The sequence below is a fragment of the Morganella psychrotolerans genome, assembly GCF_965118875.1.
Taxonomy (GTDB): Bacteria; Pseudomonadota; Gammaproteobacteria; order Enterobacterales; family Enterobacteriaceae; genus Morganella; species Morganella psychrotolerans_C.
Window position 1 is genome coordinate 122,859 of the sequence record NZ_CBCPJD010000014.1, and the last position, 17,739, is coordinate 140,597.

12 protein-coding genes and 1 pseudogene are annotated in these 17,739 nt (G+C 48.8%); 10 read left to right on the top strand and 3 right to left on the bottom strand.

Translation table 11 applies throughout. The annotated features are described in order from the left end of the window. The first annotated feature begins 292 nt into the window (after positions 1-292). The 7 genes and pseudogenes from ACMHKJ_RS14425 to ACMHKJ_RS14455 form a co-directional block, all read left to right on the top strand. On the top strand, positions 293-1,291 hold the full coding sequence (locus tag ACMHKJ_RS14425) for a 3-oxoacyl-[acyl-carrier-protein] synthase III C-terminal domain-containing protein (protein ID WP_413495008.1): 999 nt from the start codon (positions 293-295) through the stop codon (positions 1,289-1,291). Beyond that, positions 1,288-2,292 carry an NAD-dependent epimerase/dehydratase family protein gene (locus ACMHKJ_RS14430; protein WP_413494929.1) on the top strand — a complete coding sequence of 335 codons (1,005 nt, stop codon included), beginning with the start codon at positions 1,288-1,290 and terminating at the stop codon, positions 2,290-2,292. The genes ACMHKJ_RS14425 and ACMHKJ_RS14430 overlap by 4 nt, the downstream gene beginning before the upstream one ends. Further along, on the top strand, positions 2,289-3,089 hold the full coding sequence (locus ACMHKJ_RS14435; protein ID WP_413494931.1) for an MBL fold metallo-hydrolase: 801 nt from the start codon (positions 2,289-2,291) through the stop codon (positions 3,087-3,089). The genes ACMHKJ_RS14430 and ACMHKJ_RS14435 overlap by 4 nt, the downstream gene beginning before the upstream one ends. Then, complete coding sequence (locus ACMHKJ_RS14440; protein WP_413494932.1) at positions 3,086-4,363, top strand: F390 synthetase-related protein; 1,278 nt, start codon at positions 3,086-3,088, stop codon at positions 4,361-4,363. Before ACMHKJ_RS14435 ends, ACMHKJ_RS14440 begins: the two co-directional genes overlap by 4 nt. Continuing rightward, the gene (locus ACMHKJ_RS14445; RefSeq protein ID WP_413494933.1) at positions 4,360-4,977 is read left to right on the top strand and encodes a phosphatase PAP2 family protein; all 618 of its coding nucleotides are present in this window, start codon (positions 4,360-4,362) and stop codon (positions 4,975-4,977) included. Before ACMHKJ_RS14440 ends, ACMHKJ_RS14445 begins: the two co-directional genes overlap by 4 nt. Beyond that, entirely contained in the window at positions 4,970-5,200 is a 231-nt protein-coding gene (locus ACMHKJ_RS14450; protein ID WP_413494935.1) for a hypothetical protein, read from the top strand. The genes ACMHKJ_RS14445 and ACMHKJ_RS14450 overlap by 8 nt, the downstream gene beginning before the upstream one ends. Continuing rightward, positions 5,182-5,535: pseudogene (locus tag ACMHKJ_RS14455) on the top strand (fatty acid desaturase); the annotation flags it as partial. The gene ACMHKJ_RS14450 and the pseudogene ACMHKJ_RS14455, both read left to right, overlap by 19 nt. A gap of 40 nt (positions 5,536-5,575) precedes the next feature. Here ACMHKJ_RS14455 and ybaL read toward each other — a convergent pair. Continuing rightward, positions 5,576-7,459, bottom strand: coding sequence for a YbaL family putative K(+) efflux transporter (ybaL, locus tag ACMHKJ_RS14460; RefSeq protein ID WP_413494937.1), 1,884 nt, complete (start codon positions 7,457-7,459; stop codon positions 5,576-5,578). A gap of 552 nt (positions 7,460-8,011) precedes the next feature. Here ybaL and ushA point away from each other — a divergent pair. The 3 genes from ushA (at position 8,012) to ACMHKJ_RS14475 (ending at position 16,180) form a co-directional block, all read left to right on the top strand. Next, positions 8,012-9,679, top strand: coding sequence for a bifunctional UDP-sugar hydrolase/5'-nucleotidase UshA (gene ushA, locus ACMHKJ_RS14465; RefSeq protein ID WP_413494939.1), 1,668 nt, complete (start codon positions 8,012-8,014; stop codon positions 9,677-9,679). Between the two features lie 284 nt (positions 9,680-9,963). Next, positions 9,964-12,786 carry an RHS repeat protein gene (locus tag ACMHKJ_RS14470; RefSeq protein ID WP_413494940.1) on the top strand — a complete coding sequence of 941 codons (2,823 nt, stop codon included), beginning with the start codon at positions 9,964-9,966 and terminating at the stop codon, positions 12,784-12,786. A gap of 535 nt (positions 12,787-13,321) precedes the next feature. After that, the gene (locus ACMHKJ_RS14475; RefSeq protein WP_413494942.1) at positions 13,322-16,180 is read left to right on the top strand and encodes an RHS repeat-associated core domain-containing protein; all 2,859 of its coding nucleotides are present in this window, start codon (positions 13,322-13,324) and stop codon (positions 16,178-16,180) included. 57 nt (positions 16,181-16,237) lie between these two features. On the opposite strand, the gene ybaK is transcribed toward ACMHKJ_RS14475, so the two are convergent. After that, positions 16,238-16,717, bottom strand: a complete 480-nt coding sequence (gene ybaK / locus ACMHKJ_RS14480) for a Cys-tRNA(Pro)/Cys-tRNA(Cys) deacylase YbaK (RefSeq protein WP_413494944.1) — start codon at positions 16,715-16,717, stop codon at positions 16,238-16,240. Between the two features lie 50 nt (positions 16,718-16,767). Beyond that, a complete protein-coding gene (locus tag ACMHKJ_RS14485) occupies positions 16,768-17,577 on the bottom strand; it encodes a TraB/GumN family protein (RefSeq protein WP_413494946.1) in 810 nt (269 codons plus the stop codon). Between the last annotated feature and the right edge of the window lie 162 nt (positions 17,578-17,739).

Here is a 17,739-nt window from a genome sequence, read left to right on the forward strand (position 1 = left end):
AGAAAACACAAAAAATACAGAATATCCGGTCATATTATCACCAGTGCACATAGTTTACCTATGCTCCCTGTCCGGCTTCCCTTACCGCCTGCCTGCATCCTGAATGACGTTGGGTATATAATGATTTATCACTAAAATCCTGCCCCGGCAGGATTTTTTTGGGATTTTCACGGCAGAAAATAGTGCTGTTTCGAGCATGATTTTTTCATATGCGTATTTTCCTATACCATATACGATAATAATTTGGTAAATGAATTAATTAATAACGATAAAAATGAGTAAGGAAATTATGATGTCAGACAACACCGCGCTTGTTCCGCTGAAAATAGTGGCTTCAGGTGTTGCGCTACCGGCTGACCGGGTTTTATCGGCCGACCTGGATAAACGTTTCAATAAGCGCAGCGGGTATGTGGAAAAACGGGCCGGGATCCGCTGGCGCTATCATGCCGCCCATTCAGATAGCCAGGCTGTACTGGCGGCAGAAGCCCTGCATCATGCACTGGCGCAGCAGAATATTGACCCGGCCTCTGTGGGTGCCCTGATTTGTGCATCCGCCATCCCGGTTCAGGCGCTGCCGTGCAGTGCCGCACATATTCTTGCCTGCTCATCATTGACGCCGGGAATTGCCTGTTTTGATGTTAACGCCAGCTGTGTCAGTTACTTATCGGCATTACAGGTCGCAGGGGGATTGCTGGCAACAAATCAATATCAGCGCATAGCCATTGTCTCAGCCGACCTTGCGTCACGGGGTATTGACTGGACGCATGAAGAGTCATCCCTGATTTTCGGCGATGGTGCTGCCTGCACCATTGTTGAGAAAGGCGACGGGCACAGCGGTATTCTCTCGTTTCGTCTGGAAACCTATCCCGAAGGACTGGATCTGTGTGAGATCCGCGCCGGAGGTACCCGCTGTAATCCACGGACGGGCATGAAAGAGGATGATTTTCTGTTTCATATGAAAGGTAAGCCGTTGTTCCGTCTGGCATCATCACTGATCGAAGATTTTATGGATCGCGTGCTGTCACCGACGGGTATTGCACTGTCACAGATTGATACCGTAGTGCCGCATCAGGCGAGCCATCTGTCGCTGGAACACATGCGTAAACGGCTGGGGATCACCGATAAACAGCTTGTGGATATTTATGCCACCCGGGGAAACCAGGTGGCGGCATCGATTCCGTCAGCGCTGCATGAAGCTATTATTACCGGGCGATTTTACGGCAAATCCGCTGTACTGCTGGTCGGCACAGCCGCGGGGCTGGCACTCTCGGCAATGGTACTGGTGCCGTGAGAATTTTAGTGACGGGGGCAACCAGCGGGTTGGGGCGCAATGCAGCAGACATATTGTTACGGGAAGGGCATGAGGTTGTCGCCTGCGGGCGTGATACGGCAGCGGGTGCAGCACTGACGGCTGCCGGTGCGGTTTTCCGCCCGGCTGACCTGCGTACACTGACTCCGGAAACGGCGTCGGCACTGATGGCCGATTGTCAGGCAGTCTGGCACTGCGCGGCACTTTCCGCCCCCTGGGGTGATAAGGCGGAATTTGAGGCGGTGAACCTGACCGCGACCCGGATACTGGCTCAGGCGGCAGCGGACTCCGGCATTGTTCGGTTTGTGCATATCTCCACACCGGCAATCTATTTTAACTTTACGCATCAGCAGAATATCCGGGAATCGGTGGTGAACCACCGGTTTGCCAATGATTATGCGCGGACTAAATATCTGGCGGAGCGGGCGATTGCTGACATTGTACCGGGTTGCCCGGCAATCACCTTTGTGATTCTGCGCCCGCGCGGGCTATTCGGCCCTCATGACAGGGTATTGCTGCCGCGCCTGATGGCACAGGTTCGTGCGCGTAACGGGAGACTGATCCTGCCCGGCGGCGGAAAGAATGCGTTTGATCTGACCTATGTGGAAAATGTGGTGTATGCCATGTCGCTGGCGACCACGCAGCCGGTAAAAAGCGGATCAGTTTATAATATTACCAACCAGGATCCGCAGCCGCTTATCGCCACGCTGCGCGCACTGTTTGCACAGACCGGCACACAGTGCCGGGTGAAATCCGCACCTTATCCGTTGTTGTATGGCTTGGCGTTTTGTCTGGAAAAATTAGCGGGATCAGGAAAAGAGCCGTTGCTGACACGCTATAGCCTGGGGGCTGCATATTTCACTATGACACTTAATAATGAGCGTGCGCAGAATGAGCTGGGGTACTATCCGCGTTACACGATGGCGGAAGGAATTGCCCGCACTGCGCACTGGCTGAATAATGAAAAACAGGGTGAGTTATGATGAAAATCCGGGTTTTTGAAGCCGGTTACTGCACCCATCCGGGCTGTGTGGCGCTCAAAGGAGCGAGCATGAAAGCCTGTAAATTTCCGGCGCGGGCATGGCTGATTGAGGGACACGGTCAGCGCTGGCTGTTTGATACCGGTTATGCAGATCATTTTTATGATCATACCCGGCGCGGCGTGATCCGCCTGTACCGCACGGTAACACCGGTTTATTTTGATGCCAAAGATGCCCTGGTTTCTCAGCTGAAATCTGATGGTATAACGCCCGCGGATATATCAGGGCTGATTATTTCCCATTTCCATGGTGATCACATTGCCGGGCTGCGCGATTTTCCCGGCGTGCCGATGATTTGTTCCGGCGACGGCTGGGCGAAAACCCGCCATCTGACGGGTTTTTCTGCTCTGCGCAAAGCCTTTGTGCGTGGGCTTATCCCGGACGATTTTGAAACACGCACCCGGTTTTATGAACAGTTTGAGAAGGTTGCACTTCCGGCTGAACTGGCCGTCCTCGGAGACGGATATGCGGTTAACCGTGAAAAAACACTACTGGCGGTGCCGCTGCCGGGACACGCCGCGGGGCATATCGGATTATGTGTGGCTACAGATGACGGCTGGGTTCTGCTGGCGGGTGATGCGGCATGGTCGCCGGCAAATTACCGCGAACTGCGCGGCCCGATGACTGTTGCGAATCTGATTATGGATGATAGCCGTGCTTATTATGAGACATTGAATAAATTGCATCAGATAGATAACCGGCAAATCCCGATACAGCTCTGTCATGAAGGTAACTTGTGAGCCTGCTGAAAACTCTGTGGCATTATCATCGGGTGCGAAAGCGGCATTTCCGGGATCGTGGTGCCCTGGAGCGCCATCAGCAACGGATGTTGTCGCGTTTTATCCGCCGCGTTCTGTGCCGCAGCCCCTATTTCTCGCCCTATTGCACTTTTCCGTTGGCACAGTGGCCGGAGATGGATAAAGCACTGATGATGAAGCATTTTGATCAGATGAATACCTCCGGTCTGAAAGTGAATGAATTGCTGGGGTGTGCGCGGCGCAGTGAATCCTCGCGGGATTTTTCACCGACGGTCGGGCGGTTCAGTGTCGGGCTGTCATCAGGGACTTCCGGGCGGCGCGGCGTGTTTGTCGTCAGCCCGCAGGAGCAGTCGGTCTGGGCGGGAACCATGCTGGCCAAAATGCTGCCGGACGGTTTATTTGCCGGTGAGCGTATCGCATTATTTCTGCGGGCGAACAATAATCTCTATGAAAGTGTGAACAGCCGGTGGCTCTCTTTCCGGTTTTATGACCTGCTGGGGAATTTTGAGGATAATCTGAATGCGCTGGTGGCGTATCAGCCCTCCATTATTGTGGCACCGGCGCAGGTTCTGGCTGAAATTGCGCGGCGAAAAATAAAAGGTGAGTGCTCACTGTCACCGAAGCGGGTGATTTCAGTGGCAGAAGTGCTTGAATCAGATGATAAGGTATTGTTACAACAGGTATTTGATGATGTAGGGGAAGTCTATCAGGCAACGGAAGGATTTCTTGGCTGTACATGTGAACATGGCACATTGCATCTGAATGAGGCTTTTTTGTATATTGAGAAAGAGTGGCTGGATGAGCGCCGCTTTTTGCCGGTGATCACTGATTTTACCCGCAAAACGCAGCCAATTGTCCGCTACCGGCTGGATGATGTGTTAGTTATCCGTGACACGCCGTGTCCGTGCGGCGATGTGCAAACCGCTATTGAGCGCATTGAAGGGCGTTGTGATGATCAATTGCTGTTGGCAGATGCACAAAACGAACCCGTCAGGTTGTTTGCTGATGCCTGTAACCGCATAATCTGTAATACATTACCGGCAGAAACAGATTTTCGGCTGCATCAGAAAGGGCTGGTGTTCAGTTTGTCTGCGCAGTGTGACAGAGCAGAGCTTCGGGTGTGTCAGCAAGCACTTACCCACTATTTTGAACAGCAGGGCGCGGACACCTCCGGGTTACAGTGGCAGCTATTGACTGAATTACCTTCTGTGGCAATGTCAGTCAAGCGGCGGCGGATCACGCGGGAGCCTGAATGAGCAGCTCTCAGGGAATCGCTAACCGGTTTTTTTATCTGTTGGCGGGCTGGGGAACGGTGGGGGTGATTTATTCTCTGACCGGCGACATACATGCAACGGCACACATGATTACGCCGGGAATTATTGATAAAGCAATCATGTATAACCCACACGCCGTCTGGGTTTATCTCTCTTTTTTTCTGTTTATCCCCTGCGGGTATTTATTATCATTACCCGGGAAAGCGAATCCGCTGATGTGGCAGATGATATTATGTGCGGTACTGTCCGGAATTGTGTATCTGTTGTATCCCACCACCGCAGATTTTCCGGCAGACACCGGGCGCGGACTGACACAATATCTGCTGACGGCGCTGCTTCAGGCCGATACCCCGCAAAACATGCTGCCATCCCTGCATGTTTCTCTGACACTGATCACACTGGCGGCCTTATGGCAAAAAGGGGCGCTTTATGGCAATGCGTTGTGGCTGGTGTGGGCGCTGGTGATCATTCTTTCAGTTCTGTACCTTAAACGGCATCTGTTTATTGATGTATTTGCCGGGGCTGCCTGCGCCATAGTTGCCATAATGAGTGTACGGATGTTCAGAATGCCACGCAGGATCAATCTCAATGAATGAATTAACTTTTCCGGTTATTTTTATGGTGATGATCGTGGTAGCGGAAGCCGCTGTGATCGCCCGAAAAAATCCGGCGTTATTCCGCTGGCGTGATGTGGTGTTCAATCTCAATTCCGGGCATATTATGCTGTGGCTGTTCCGCGGGCTTGAGCTGTTCTGCTATGGGTTTGTGGTCACTCATTTCTCAACCGGTCTGACAGATAGCTGGTCTTCGTTGTCTTGATCCTCGGAACACACTGGGCGAAAGCCACGTTTTATACTGCACCGGATTCCGGGCGCATGCCGCACGGCTTTTATACTCATACCTTTTCCACAACCTATGACTGGCAGACAACCCCGCGCGCGCTGACTTACTGGCTCGGCGGGCTGAACCTGCATCTGACACATCACCTTTTCCCGAACTGGCACCACCGTCACTATCCTGCACTGGCGGAGATTATCAGACAGACAGCAGCGCAGTTTGGTATGGATTATCACTGTATATCAGCACGGGAATTGTTCCGTTATCAGCAACAGTTTCTCAAGCGGATGGGGGCAGGAGAGAAAACTGAAAAATAAAAAAGCCCGGACTGTGCCGGGCTGTATTGTTTATCTTATTTTATGCAGATGGCTGCGGAGTGCTGTCCGCCGGTGTTTCCGGTTCCGGAGCCACTTCCGGCGTTTTGCGCAGCATTTCATGCAGTGAACGGCCTTCCTCTTGTTCTTCCTGACCTTTTTCCGTCACCGGATTCACCACAACAGGGCAGCCGAATTCATGATCTGTCTGGTCTTCAACCAGCAGGCTGCTCATTGCACGGGCAATTTCAAACTCACCGATAACCACACGGTTTGCGCCGCGCTCCATGATATACGTGCGCTCATCATCATAATGCGCACGGACAATAATCGTCATATGATCATTCAGTGCACGGGCTTTTGCCACAATCTCACCTGCTTCATAGCCGTTCGGAATGGTCATCAGCAGTGAGCGGGCGCAATCCACACGCGCCAGGTTCAGCACATCAGGTGAAACCGCATTGCCCATCACGGATGCAAAACCGCGTTCTGCAAGTTCTTCAAAGCGTGCGCGGGTATCTTCAATTACAACAACCGGATAGCCTTTATTGTGCAGTTTTTCTGCCAACATTGAACCGACCCGGCCATAACCGACAATGATAGTATGACCGCAGATATTGACCGGAACCTGGGTGATTTCATCCAGAGTTTCTTCTTCCTGCTGTTCTTGCGGTGTTTCGGTTTTTTCCAGATAGCGGTCAAGCAGGGTGAATAAGATTGGATTGAGCATAATGGAGACAATCGCCCCGGCTAAAATCAGGTCACTGGCCTGACGGTTGAGCACTTCCAGTACCACGCCCATTCCTGCAAGGATAAAGGCAAATTCACCGATTTGTGCCAGACTCACCGCAACGGTCAGCGCGGTTCGCCGGTTATGCCCGAAAAGGCGCACGAGCAGCATTGCCGCCGCTGATTTACCGACGATAATGATCGCCAGAACACCTAAAATACCCAGCGGATGGTTAATCAGTACCATCGGGTCAAACAGCATCCCGACGGAGACAAAGAACAGAACTGCGAATGCATCACGCAGCGGCAGAGTATCCTGTGCGGCCCGATGGCTAAGTTCTGATTCGTTCAGCACCATACCGGCGAAGAACGCACCGAGGGCAAAAGAGGCTTCAAACAGGGCAACAGAGGCATACGCAATGCCCAGAGCCAATACCAGAACGGCAAGGGTAAACAGTTCACGGGAGCCTGTTGCGGCAGTTCTGGCGAGTAACCACGGAATAACGCGGCGACCGATGAAAACCATAATCAGGATGAAAGCAACCACTTTGCTGATAGTTATCGCCAGGCTCATCAGCAACTCAGAGCTGCTGGCATTTGCTTCAGGGTTATTAATAATAGACGCTGCCGCAGGTAACATAACCAAGGTCAGAACCATAGCCAGGTCTTCCACAATCAGCCAGCCGATGGCTATCTGACCGCGCTGACTGTCAATCAGTTGCCGTTCTTCCAGGGCACGCAGCAGCACAACAGTACTGGCGGTAGATAAGCTCAGACCAAATACAATACCGGTGAAGAGTCCCCAGTCAAACAGACTGGCAAGACCCAAGCCCAAAATTGTGGCGACGGCTATCTGACAAATTGCGCCGGGAATCGCGATATTCTTAACCGCCAGAAGATCTTTGAGGGAAAAATGAAGCCCGACGCCGAACATCAGCAGAATGACACCAATTTCAGCAAGTTCCGGTGCCAGAGAGGCATCTGCAACAAATCCCGGAGTAAAAGGCCCGGCCAACACACCCGCTGCCAGATAACCCACTAATGGCGAAATTTTTAACCGTTGAGCTAACATACCAAATAAATAAGCGAGAACGAGACCACCAACAATTGTTGTAATGAGAGGCGTTGAGTGCACTTTGTCATTCTCCTTTTGATTCGCAATGTGAATAAATGTGGGTCTATTATAAATATAGTACATGTTTTTGTGACATAAATCGCGTTAAAAATATAAGTAATTATGTGAAAACCAGCCATTAGTAGCAGATACCATTCAGCTTTGTCTATTTTCAGCTTATTCTGCTCTTTATGCTGCAAGTCTTATCCTTAGTTGGCTGTGTTTTCGTTTTTTGTTTTTTCTTTATTAACAATGCGTTTATGAAGTTTAATCTCATTTTGACATAACAATAGCCATATTATGTAAATCAGCATGGAAAGGGAGGGTTTTGTTGGCGTATTTATACGGGTATTACAAAAGTAATGAGTAGCCTGGTATAAAATAAAGACAACTTCCGATACGGAAAGATTACACTATTTCTATGATTTATTATTGATATTTAAGGTTTTTCAGGACGCTGATACCGGTATTGTTACGGTACACTAAATAACAGAATATTGAATCAAGTCTCACTTCTTTGCCGGATCTGTCAGAACAGGTATTAAAAATTGTGAATTTTAATCATACTTTCGACAGGGATCGGCATGCCTCCCGGCTATTTGCCGTTATCATCATTCAGAAACATGGGGAACGACCATGACATTTGCATTTAAAACCACCGTCAGTGCTCTGGCGGTTTCTGTGGCACTTTTTCCGGCACTTGCCGGTGCGTGGGAAAAAGATAAAACCTATGATATTACGATTTTGCATACAAATGACCACCACGGGCACTTTTGGCAGAATGACCACGGCGAATACGGGCTTTCCGCTCAGAAAACGCTGGTGGACGGGATCCGCAAAGAAGTGGAAGAGAAGGGCGGTTCTGTTCTGCTTCTCTCCGGCGGGGATATTAATACCGGCGTGCCGGAATCTGATCTGCAAAATGCCGAGCCGGATTTTAAAGGCATGAATCTGGTGGGTTATGACGCGATGGCGCTGGGTAACCATGAATTTGATAATCCGCTGGCAACCCTGCGGACTCAGGAAAAATGGGCAACCTTTCCATTCCTCTCTGCCAATATTTATCAGAAAAGTACCGGCGAACGTTTATTTAAGCCCTATGCGTTGTTTGATAAACAAAGTATAAAAATCGCCGTTATTGGCTTAACAACGGATGATACCGCCAAAATTGGCAATCCGGGCAATTTCCCTGATACTGAATTCCGCGTTCCGGCAGAAGAAGCCAAAAAAGTGGTTGAAAGCCTGCGGGAAACAGAAAAGCCGGACATTATCATCGCCGCCACTCACATGGGTCATTATGATGATGCCAATCATGGCTCTAATGCCCCGGGGGATGTGGAAATGGCACGCAGCCTGCCGGCCGGATATCTGGATATGATTGTGGGCGGGCATTCACAGGATCCTGTCTGTATGCAGCCGGAAAACAAAAACTATAAAATTGCGGATTATGTGCCGGGTACGCCATGTGCGCCGGATAAGCAGAACGGCACCTGGATTGTCCAGGCCCATGAGTGGGGAAAATATGTCGGTCGTGCGGATTTTCAGTTCCGCAACGGGGAATTCACACTCAAACACTATCAGCTCATTCCTGTGAATCTTAAAAAGAAAGTCACGAAAGAAGATGGCACATCAGAACGCATCTATTACACCAGTGAAATTACGGAAAGCCCGGAAATGCTGAAACTGCTGACGCCGTATCAGGAAAAGGGCGACGAACAGCTGAGCATTAAAGTTGGCTCGGTGGACGGTAAGTTAGAAGGTGACCGTAGTAAAGTCCGTTTTGAACAGACCAGTATGGGACACTTGCTGCTGGCTGCGCAGAAAGAGCGAGCTGGTGCCGATTTTGCCATTATGAGCGGCGGCGGTGTGCGTGATTCTATTGATGCGGGTGAGATTACTTACAAAAATGTACTGAAAGTTCAGCCGTTTGCGAATGAACTGGTGTATATCGATTTTAAGGGATCAGAAGTACTGCCGTATTTACAGGCAGTTGCAAATATGAAACCGGACTCTGGTGCGTATGCGCAGTTTTATAATGTCGGGCTGACACTGAATAAAGACGAAACAATCAGTGATGTGACTATCGATGGTAAACCGGTTGATCCGGCGAAAACGTATCGTATGGCGACACTGAACTTTAATGCTATCGGCGGGGATGGTTATCCGAAAATTGATACGCATCCGGGATATGTCAGTACCGGCTTTGTCGATGCAGAAGTGCTGAAAGGATATATTGAATCGCATTCACCGCTGAAAATGGCAGACTATGAGCCAAAAGGTGAAATTGTTTATAAAAACAAATAACGGGTTTTAACTGAAATACAACGCCGGGATATTTCCCGGTGTTGTATTTATTTAATATATGATTTTGGTTTTTAAATAGATTTTTCGTATATGACGTCAGGTTATCTGAATTGAAATAATATGTTGTTTTTATTGATGTATAAGAAATGAAAAATGTATTTATCCTCCTTTGCCATTTTTAATCATTTCTCTTTTTCCATCTGTTTATAAAATGGAACAGAATATCTGCAAACAGTTTATGTTGAACCTGCACTGATATTTATCTCAATAAAAGGAAACTATTTATGAACAGCACAAAAACAGTTGTACACCAGAAAACCCCTTCGGTGACAGTGTTAAATAACCGCGGTCATGTGATCCGCAATATCGCTTATCACCGCCATCCGGATTCACCGGATAAAACCGATGAACGTATTACCCGCCATCAGTATGATGCGCGTGGATTTTTGCAGCAGAGTGCTGATCCGCGCCTGAGCGACGCCAAACTGATAAATTTCTGCTATCTCACCTCACTGTCCGGGCAGGTGTTGCGCACAGAAAGTTGCGATGCCGGAACCTCGTTTGCGCTGAGTGATGCAGCAGGGCGGCCGATGATAGCGGTCAGCCAGATTAATACGGATGAAAACGGGAAGGATGACCTCCGCAGTTCAGTAACACACACCTTTCAGTATGAAGGCGGCAGTTCAGCGGGGCGTCCGCTGAGTATCACAGAGCAATTGGCAGGTCATGATGCCCTGATTACGGAACGGTTTATCTATGCGGAAAGTAGTCAGGCAGAAAAAGATAAAAACCTTGCAGGTGTCTGTACGCACCACTACGACCCGGCAGGGCTGATACAGACTGACAACATTGCACTGACCGGCGTTCCGCTGTCAGTCACCCGTCAGTTATTCAAAGAGGCAGATAATCCGGATATCACGGTGAACTGGCCGGAACGTGACCCGGACAGTTTGCTGTCAGCAGAAAAATACACCACTCAGACTATCGCGGATGCCACTGGTGCGGTGCTGAGCACCACGGATGCGGCAGGTCATCAGCAGAAGGTCACTTATGATGTCGCCGGGTTGCTGCGCACCAGCCGTATTATCTTAAAAGGTGGTGCTGAAAAAATCATTATTAAATCGGTTGATTACTCCGCTGCAGGGCAAAAACAGTGTGAGGAGCACGGCAATGGGGTGGTGACCACGTACACCTATGAAGCGCAGACTCAGCGGTTGATCGCGATAAAAACAGAACATCCGGCACGGGCGAAAGTCTTGCAGGATCTGCGCTATGAGTATGATCCGGTCGGCAATGTGCTGTGTGTGACTAATGACGCCGAAGAGACACGCTTCTGGCATAATCAGAAAGTGGTGCCGAAAAATACCTATATCTACAACAGCCTGTACCAGCTGGTCAGCGCCAGCGGGCGCGAGATGGCAAATGCCGGGCAGCAAAACAGTTCCCTTCCTGATATTTCCGATTTCGATAAAGCCACTTACACCAATTACACCCGACACTATAGCTATGATCGTGCCGGAAATATGACACACATCCGCCACTCGGCTCCAGCCACTAACAATAATTACACTACTGAAATCACGGTCAGTAACTGCAGCAACCGCGCGGTATTAAAAACACTGGCAGCCACACCGGATAAAGTAGATGCCTTGTTTACCCCGGGCGGACAGCAGACTCAGCTGATGCCGGGACAGACGCTGGCATGGACACCGCGGGCGGAGTTACACAAAGTCACCCCGGTCACGCGTGAAGGAGCAGCCGGTGACAGTGAAAGCTACCGCTATGACGCAGCCAGTCAGCGCATCTTAAAAATTTCGGTACAAAAAACCGGTAACAGCACACAGACACAGCGGGTGATTTATTTGCCGGGTCTGGAGCTTCGCACCGGCGCGGAGAATTATCAGGTTATCTGTGCAGGTGCCGCCGGGCGGGCGCAGGTGCGTTATCTGCACTGGCCGGATGACAAAAAAGACCATCTGCGCTTCAGCTATGACAATCTTATCGGCAGCAGCGGTCTGGAAACGGATGGCGACGGCAATCTGCTGAGTCAGGAAGAGTATTATCCGTTTGGTGGCACGGCAGTTCTGGTTGCACGACCGGATGCGGGAATTGATTACAAAACTCATCGCTATTCGGGCAAAGAGCGGGATGCGACCGGGCTGTATTATTACGGCTACCGTTATTATCAGCCATGGGCCGGCCGCTGGCTGAGTTCAGATCCGGCGGGGACGGTTGACGGGCTGAACCTCTATCAGATGGTGAGCAATAATCCTGTAAGGTATCGGGATAATAATGGACTGGTCAGGTTTGATACGAATCACATAGATACTAATATAATTAATGGTGTCATTCCATTTCTTGACAGTAGCTTAATGAAATTCGATCCATCGAAAAATAAATATACTAAATATAAAGAAACCTATGTTACTGAACTTTTAGAAAGTCATAAACATGGTATGGTTAGTCTTGATGAGGCAAAATCAACTCTGAAAAACTACGCAGAAACATATCATAAGTTAAATCAGAAATACGCTCTTGATGATAAAAACATGAAGCTTGGATCAAGTATTTCCATGAGGACAATGGAAGGAATTATTTCTTATGAGCACAATCTTATTAATTCCGTCGGCTCCGGGGGGGAGGGGCATTCATCAGGCCATGATGTCAATGGATATAACAATCGGGAAATAAAGTATTTTGCTCTCAAAGATAAAAACAAAAAAAATATTTATGCGATGGGGGCGGTTGTCGTCTTATCTAATTTCATGCATAACAGAGTAGCGGTTAGCATTGAAAATATAGTTTCAAACCCCCTCACCCAATTACGGGGAGAAGGGATTTCATTCTATGAACAAAACAATATTGACCCGGGCTTCCTTATTAAAGGCGCGGGCAATAGATTAGTAGTGGAAATATTAAAAGGTCTGTCACAAAAACACATAATAGAAAGGATATCCACTGATGCAGTTAATCCCCGCTCCGCAGCAATAGCAAAAAAAATGCGTAATATTGCAACATCCGGCGATATTCAATCCAGATTGAAAAGAGGTTTTCTTACATCTGTTGGAAAGATAAGGAACTTAATGCCTAAAACAACATTAAATTAATACCAGAGTGTGTTTTTTAAACGATTATTGAGCCATAGGATAATATAATGTAAATTACGTCCGAATATTTCAGCTTAAACCGTAGTTGATGTTTATAGTCAGGTAACATACCAAAACCGTATGTTACCTGCATTATTGTGCTATATCAGCCCCATTTTTCTACCAGCGTAAATTTCCCGTCTTGCACCTTTGCTAAATTCTGCGGTACCAGTTTGATGTCCGGACAGCGCTTTCCGCCGGAAACAAAAAATGGTGGAAAATTCCTGACGTTTTTATATCGCGCGGTGTATATGCATTCTCTATGCAATATAAATGTAGTAATGGTATTTTCTGGGCCTATAAGTAACATGGGTAAATATAAAATATGTTACTGATTGAATATCATGAATTTTTATATTTATATGGCCCTGAGATTAGACTGCTTTGCTTTATTATTCTTTTCATTCTCTCTATTGCTTATATATTGGAATGGTATATCTGCAAACGGGTCATACTGAACCTGCACTGATATTTATCTCAATAAAAGGAGATCATTATGAACAGCACAAAAACAGCTGTACACCAGAAAACCCCTTCGGTGACGGTGTTAAATAACCGCGGTCATGTCATTCGTGATATCGCTTATCACCGCCATCCTGATTCACCGGATAAAACCGATGAACGCATTACCCGCCATCAGTATGATGCGCGTGGATTTTTGCAGCAGAATGCTGATCCGCGTTTGGGTGACGCGAAACAAGCAAATTTCTGCTATCTCACCTCACTGTCCGGGCAGGTGTTGCGTACAGAAAGTTGTGATGCCGGAACCTCGTTTGCACTGAATGATGCAGCAGGGCGGCCGATGATAGCGGTCAGTCAGATTAGCACGGATGAAAACGGGAAGGATGATCAGAACCGTGCAGTAACACACACCTTTCAGTATGAAGGCAGCAGTTCAGCCGGGCGTCCGCTGAGTATCACAGAGCAATTGGCGGGTCATAATGCCCTGATTACGGAACGGTTTATCTATGGGAATAACAGTCAGGCAGCAAAAGATAAAAACCTGGCAGGTGTCTGCACTCATCATTATGACCCCGCAGGGCTGACACAGACAGAGAGCATCGCGCTGACCGGCGTTCCGCTGTCCGTTACGCGTCAGTTACTCAAAGAGGCGGATAACCCGGAGCAGTCCGTAAACTGGCCGGAAAACAACCCGGATGCACTGTTATCAGCAGAAAAATACACCACACAGACTGTCGCAGATGCGACTGGTGCCACACTGATCACCACAGATGCGGCAGGCAATCAGCAGAAGGTCACTTATAATATCGCCGGATTACTGCGCACCAGCACGATTACCGTCAAAGGTGGTGCAGAAAAAATCATTATTAAATCTGTTGATTACTCTGCCGCCGGACAAAAACTGCGTGAGGAGCATGGCAACGGCGTGGTGACCACGTACACTTATGAACCACAGACTCAACGGTTGATCGCAATAAAAACGGCGCATCCGGTGAAGAAAAACGTGTTGCAGGACTTGCGCTATCAGTATGATCCGGTCGGCAATGTGCTGTGTGTGACTAATGACGCCGAAGAGACGCGCTTCTGGCATAATCAGAAAGTGGTACCGAAAAATACCTATATCTACGACAGCTTGTACCAGCTGGTCAGCGCGAGCGGGCGCGAAATGGCAAATGCCGGACAGCAAAGCAGTTCCCTTCCTGATATTTCCCCGTTTGATAAAGCCACTTGTACTAATTACACCCGCAATTACGCCTATGATCGAGCCGGTAATATGACGCAAATCCGTCATTCTGCTCCGGAAACCGGGAACAATTACACGACAGATATCACAGTCAGCAACCGCAGCAACCGCGCGGTATTAAAAACACTGGCAGCCATACCGGATAAAGTGGATGCGCTGTTTACCCCGGGCGGACAGCAGACTCAGCTGATGCCGGGACAAACGCTGGCATGGACACCGCGGGCGGAGTTACACAAAGTCACCCCGGTGACGCGTGAAGGAGCAGCCGGTGACAGTGAAAGCTACCGCTATGACGCAGCCAGTCAGCGCATCCTGAAAATCTCGGTACAAAAAACCGGTAACAACATACAAACTCAGCGGGTGATTTATTTGCCGGGTCTGGAGCTTCGCACAGGTACGGATAATTATCAGGTTATCTGTGCAGGTGCATCCGGGCGTGCGCAGGTGCGTTATCTGCACTGGGCGGATGGCAAAAAAGATCATCTGCGCTTCGGCTATGACAATCTTATTGGCAGCAGCGGACTGGAAACAGACGGCGACGGCAATTTGCTGAGTCAGGAAGAGTATTATCCGTATGGTGGTACAGCAGTTCTGGTGGCTCGACCTGACGCGGGGATCGATTACAAAACTCATCGCTATTCCGGCAAAGAGCGGGATGCGACCGGGCTGTATTATTACGGCTACCGTTATTATCAGCCATGGGCAGGCCGCTGGCTGAGTTCAGACCCGGCGGGGACGGTTGACGGGCTGAATTTATTCCGGATGGTGAGGAATAACCCGGTAACGCTTTATGATAATGACGGACTTGCGCCAGCTAAGGCTGCGTTATCAACAGGTGAATTTCAGAATTTGTTACCTGTATCGGCTGTTCAGTATAAGAGGGGAAAAGGATATCAACTGACAAGAAGTGTCAGTCAGCCGAACCTGTCTACAACAACATCATCGCAAACCGCAGAAGGTGAAGTGTTTATCGGATACCATGGTACAAATGAACAGGCAGCAAAAAATATTATCGGAAAAGGACTCGATATTGACATGCTTCCTCATGGACAAATTGGTCAGGGGTTCTATATTGCCAAAGACCGCTATCTTGCTGAAGGATCTGCAAATCCTGATGGCGGCAGCAGGAAAGCTGAATTTGACAGAAATATTCCGTTTTACAGAAAAATACAAAATTCGCTGCTCGGGATTTTCGGCTCATATAAATTCAGACCTGATTATCCTGATAATATCATTCCGACTGTACTGAAAATTCATCAAAAACAGCCTTTAGTTAATTCTCAATGGAATAGTATGTTAAAAGATGATTTATCAAGAATTCAGCTTGCGAAGGCGGATGAAAGACAAGCAGTTTCAGACATAATAATGAAATCGATGGGGCAGAATCTCCAGATGGTTATCTCTTCTGATGAGTTCAGTAAGTTATCAGTAATCAGAGATAATGGTATAGCCGAAACAGGTATCTGGCACTCTGCAAATGAAAGCCATTCACCACAGGGATATCAGGTAATATCAGCCACAGCGGGAAGAAATCATACCCTGAGAAGTCCGGATGAAAGTATTAACACTGAAATAATTGATAAAAATAGTCAGATAAGGAAACGATTCAATAACAACAAAGCCGGATATGTGAGTAAGCGGGCTGCATAGATACGTTGCTATGAAAGATATTTAAGCACTTCCCCGGAAGTGCTTTTTTTCACCCCGTCAATCCCGCTTTGCCACCGGTACAAAGTTCCCGTCCAGCACCTTTGCCAGATCCTGCGGTGCCAGTTCGATATCCAGACCGCGTTTGCCGCCGGACACAAAAATGGTGGTAAATTCCTGAGCGCCTTCATCAATCAGCGTCGGCAGACGTTTTTTCTGCCCCAGCGGGCTGATACCGCCGAGCAGATAACCTGTCACTTTCTGGGCATTTACCGGATCCGCCATTTCAGCTTTTTTCGCTCCCAATGCTTTGGCAACCGCTTTTAAATCAAGCTGTTCTGATACCGGCGTAACGGCGACGGCGAGGTGTTTATTATCCCCGTTCAGTGCCACCAGCAGGGTTTTATATACCTGGCGGGCATCAAGATTGAGTTTGCGGACCGCTTCATCGCCGAAATTATGGTCATTCGGATCGTGTTCATAGGGATGCAGCGTAAATGCAATCCGGTTTTTTTCCAGGAGTTTTACAGCTGGTGTCATAGTATTTCCTTGCTGATAATTCAGACAGCAGAGTCACAAGGTCTGCCAGTTTAGCACAAAATTGACGGCAGATTATGCTCGCCGTACAGATGCAGAGCGCCCACTGCCACCACATAATTTCCGGGCGGCAGTTGGTTCAGGCGGGTTTTCCAGGCATCATTGCGGCTTATCATCAGATGCTGATAAGTCAGCTCACTGAAGGTTTCCGGCAGCGGCTGCGCCGTTTTTTCCGGTTGGTAATCCAGCCACCAGCCGAGCATGATTTGCAGGGCGCGGGCATTGTCATGCCAGTAGGTCAGTGTATCTTCCAGCAGGCTCATGCCTTCATCCGGAAAATTGAGCAGCATCTGCATCTGAGACTGCGTGCCTTCGAGTTCAAACACAGGGATATTTTGTCCGTGTGCCGCGTTCAGCATCTGATAATCAATCCCGTAATGCGGACGCAGCCCGAGGTTTTGTGCCTGGGTGGATTGCAGGATCAGCGCGATTTGCCAGGCGGGAAGAGTATCGAGTGTTTCTGAGGGCTGCCGCTGCTCTTCACAATAGCGGCGATAATCATCCCGTAATCCCTCTGGTAAGCGCTCACTCACGGGGCGGCGTATATACTCCGGGTCCTGCCCGGGAAATGACGGCGCGGGTTGCGTGATATCAGCTTCCACTATCAGACCATCGGCATGCGCAATTTTTTTCAGCAGCGGGCCGGGCAGCGGAGACATATTTTCCGATCCCATATGGATAGTGCCGACCAGATGGAGCGCAATGCCTCCCGACAGCGTGATATCAACGGCGGGCCAGGTATAAATTCCCTGCGGATCTGACGAAAGCAGGTATTCTTTCAACCGGCGGAACAATTTTTTCATGACGACTCCTGTCGTGACCCATTCCCTTAGTTGGCTGGAATCACAACAAATTTTCAACCCTGATTAATAATATACGATTAATTAGTAAGAAAAAAATAAAGGAGCGAATTATTCGCTCCTTTATTAGTTTATACCCAACGCCATTCAGGATGCAGGCAACGA

What these genes read in the sequence shown, in the direction of transcription:
- ACMHKJ_RS14425 (WP_413495008.1), top strand. Translation starts at nt 293, where the DNA reads ATGTCAGACAACACCGCGCTTGTTCCGCTGAAAATAGTGGCTTCAGGT.
- ACMHKJ_RS14435 (WP_413494931.1), top strand. Translation starts at nt 2,289, where the DNA reads ATGATGAAAATCCGGGTTTTTGAAGCCGGTTACTGCACCCATCCGGGC.
- ACMHKJ_RS14445 (WP_413494933.1), top strand. Translation starts at nt 4,360, where the DNA reads ATGAGCAGCTCTCAGGGAATCGCTAACCGGTTTTTTTATCTGTTGGCG.
- ACMHKJ_RS14450 (WP_413494935.1), top strand. Translation starts at nt 4,970, where the DNA reads ATGAATGAATTAACTTTTCCGGTTATTTTTATGGTGATGATCGTGGTA.
- ybaL (WP_413494937.1), bottom strand. Translation starts at nt 7,459, where the DNA reads ATGTACTATATTTATAATAGACCCACATTTATTCACATTGCGAATCAA.
- ushA (WP_413494939.1), top strand. Translation starts at nt 8,012, where the DNA reads ATGACATTTGCATTTAAAACCACCGTCAGTGCTCTGGCGGTTTCTGTG.
- ACMHKJ_RS14470 (WP_413494940.1), top strand. Translation starts at nt 9,964, where the DNA reads ATGAACAGCACAAAAACAGTTGTACACCAGAAAACCCCTTCGGTGACA.
- ACMHKJ_RS14475 (WP_413494942.1), top strand. Translation starts at nt 13,322, where the DNA reads ATGAACAGCACAAAAACAGCTGTACACCAGAAAACCCCTTCGGTGACG.
- ybaK (WP_413494944.1), bottom strand. Translation starts at nt 16,717, where the DNA reads ATGACACCAGCTGTAAAACTCCTGGAAAAAAACCGGATTGCATTTACG.
- ACMHKJ_RS14485 (WP_413494946.1), bottom strand. Translation starts at nt 17,577, where the DNA reads ATGAAAAAATTGTTCCGCCGGTTGAAAGAATACCTGCTTTCGTCAGAT.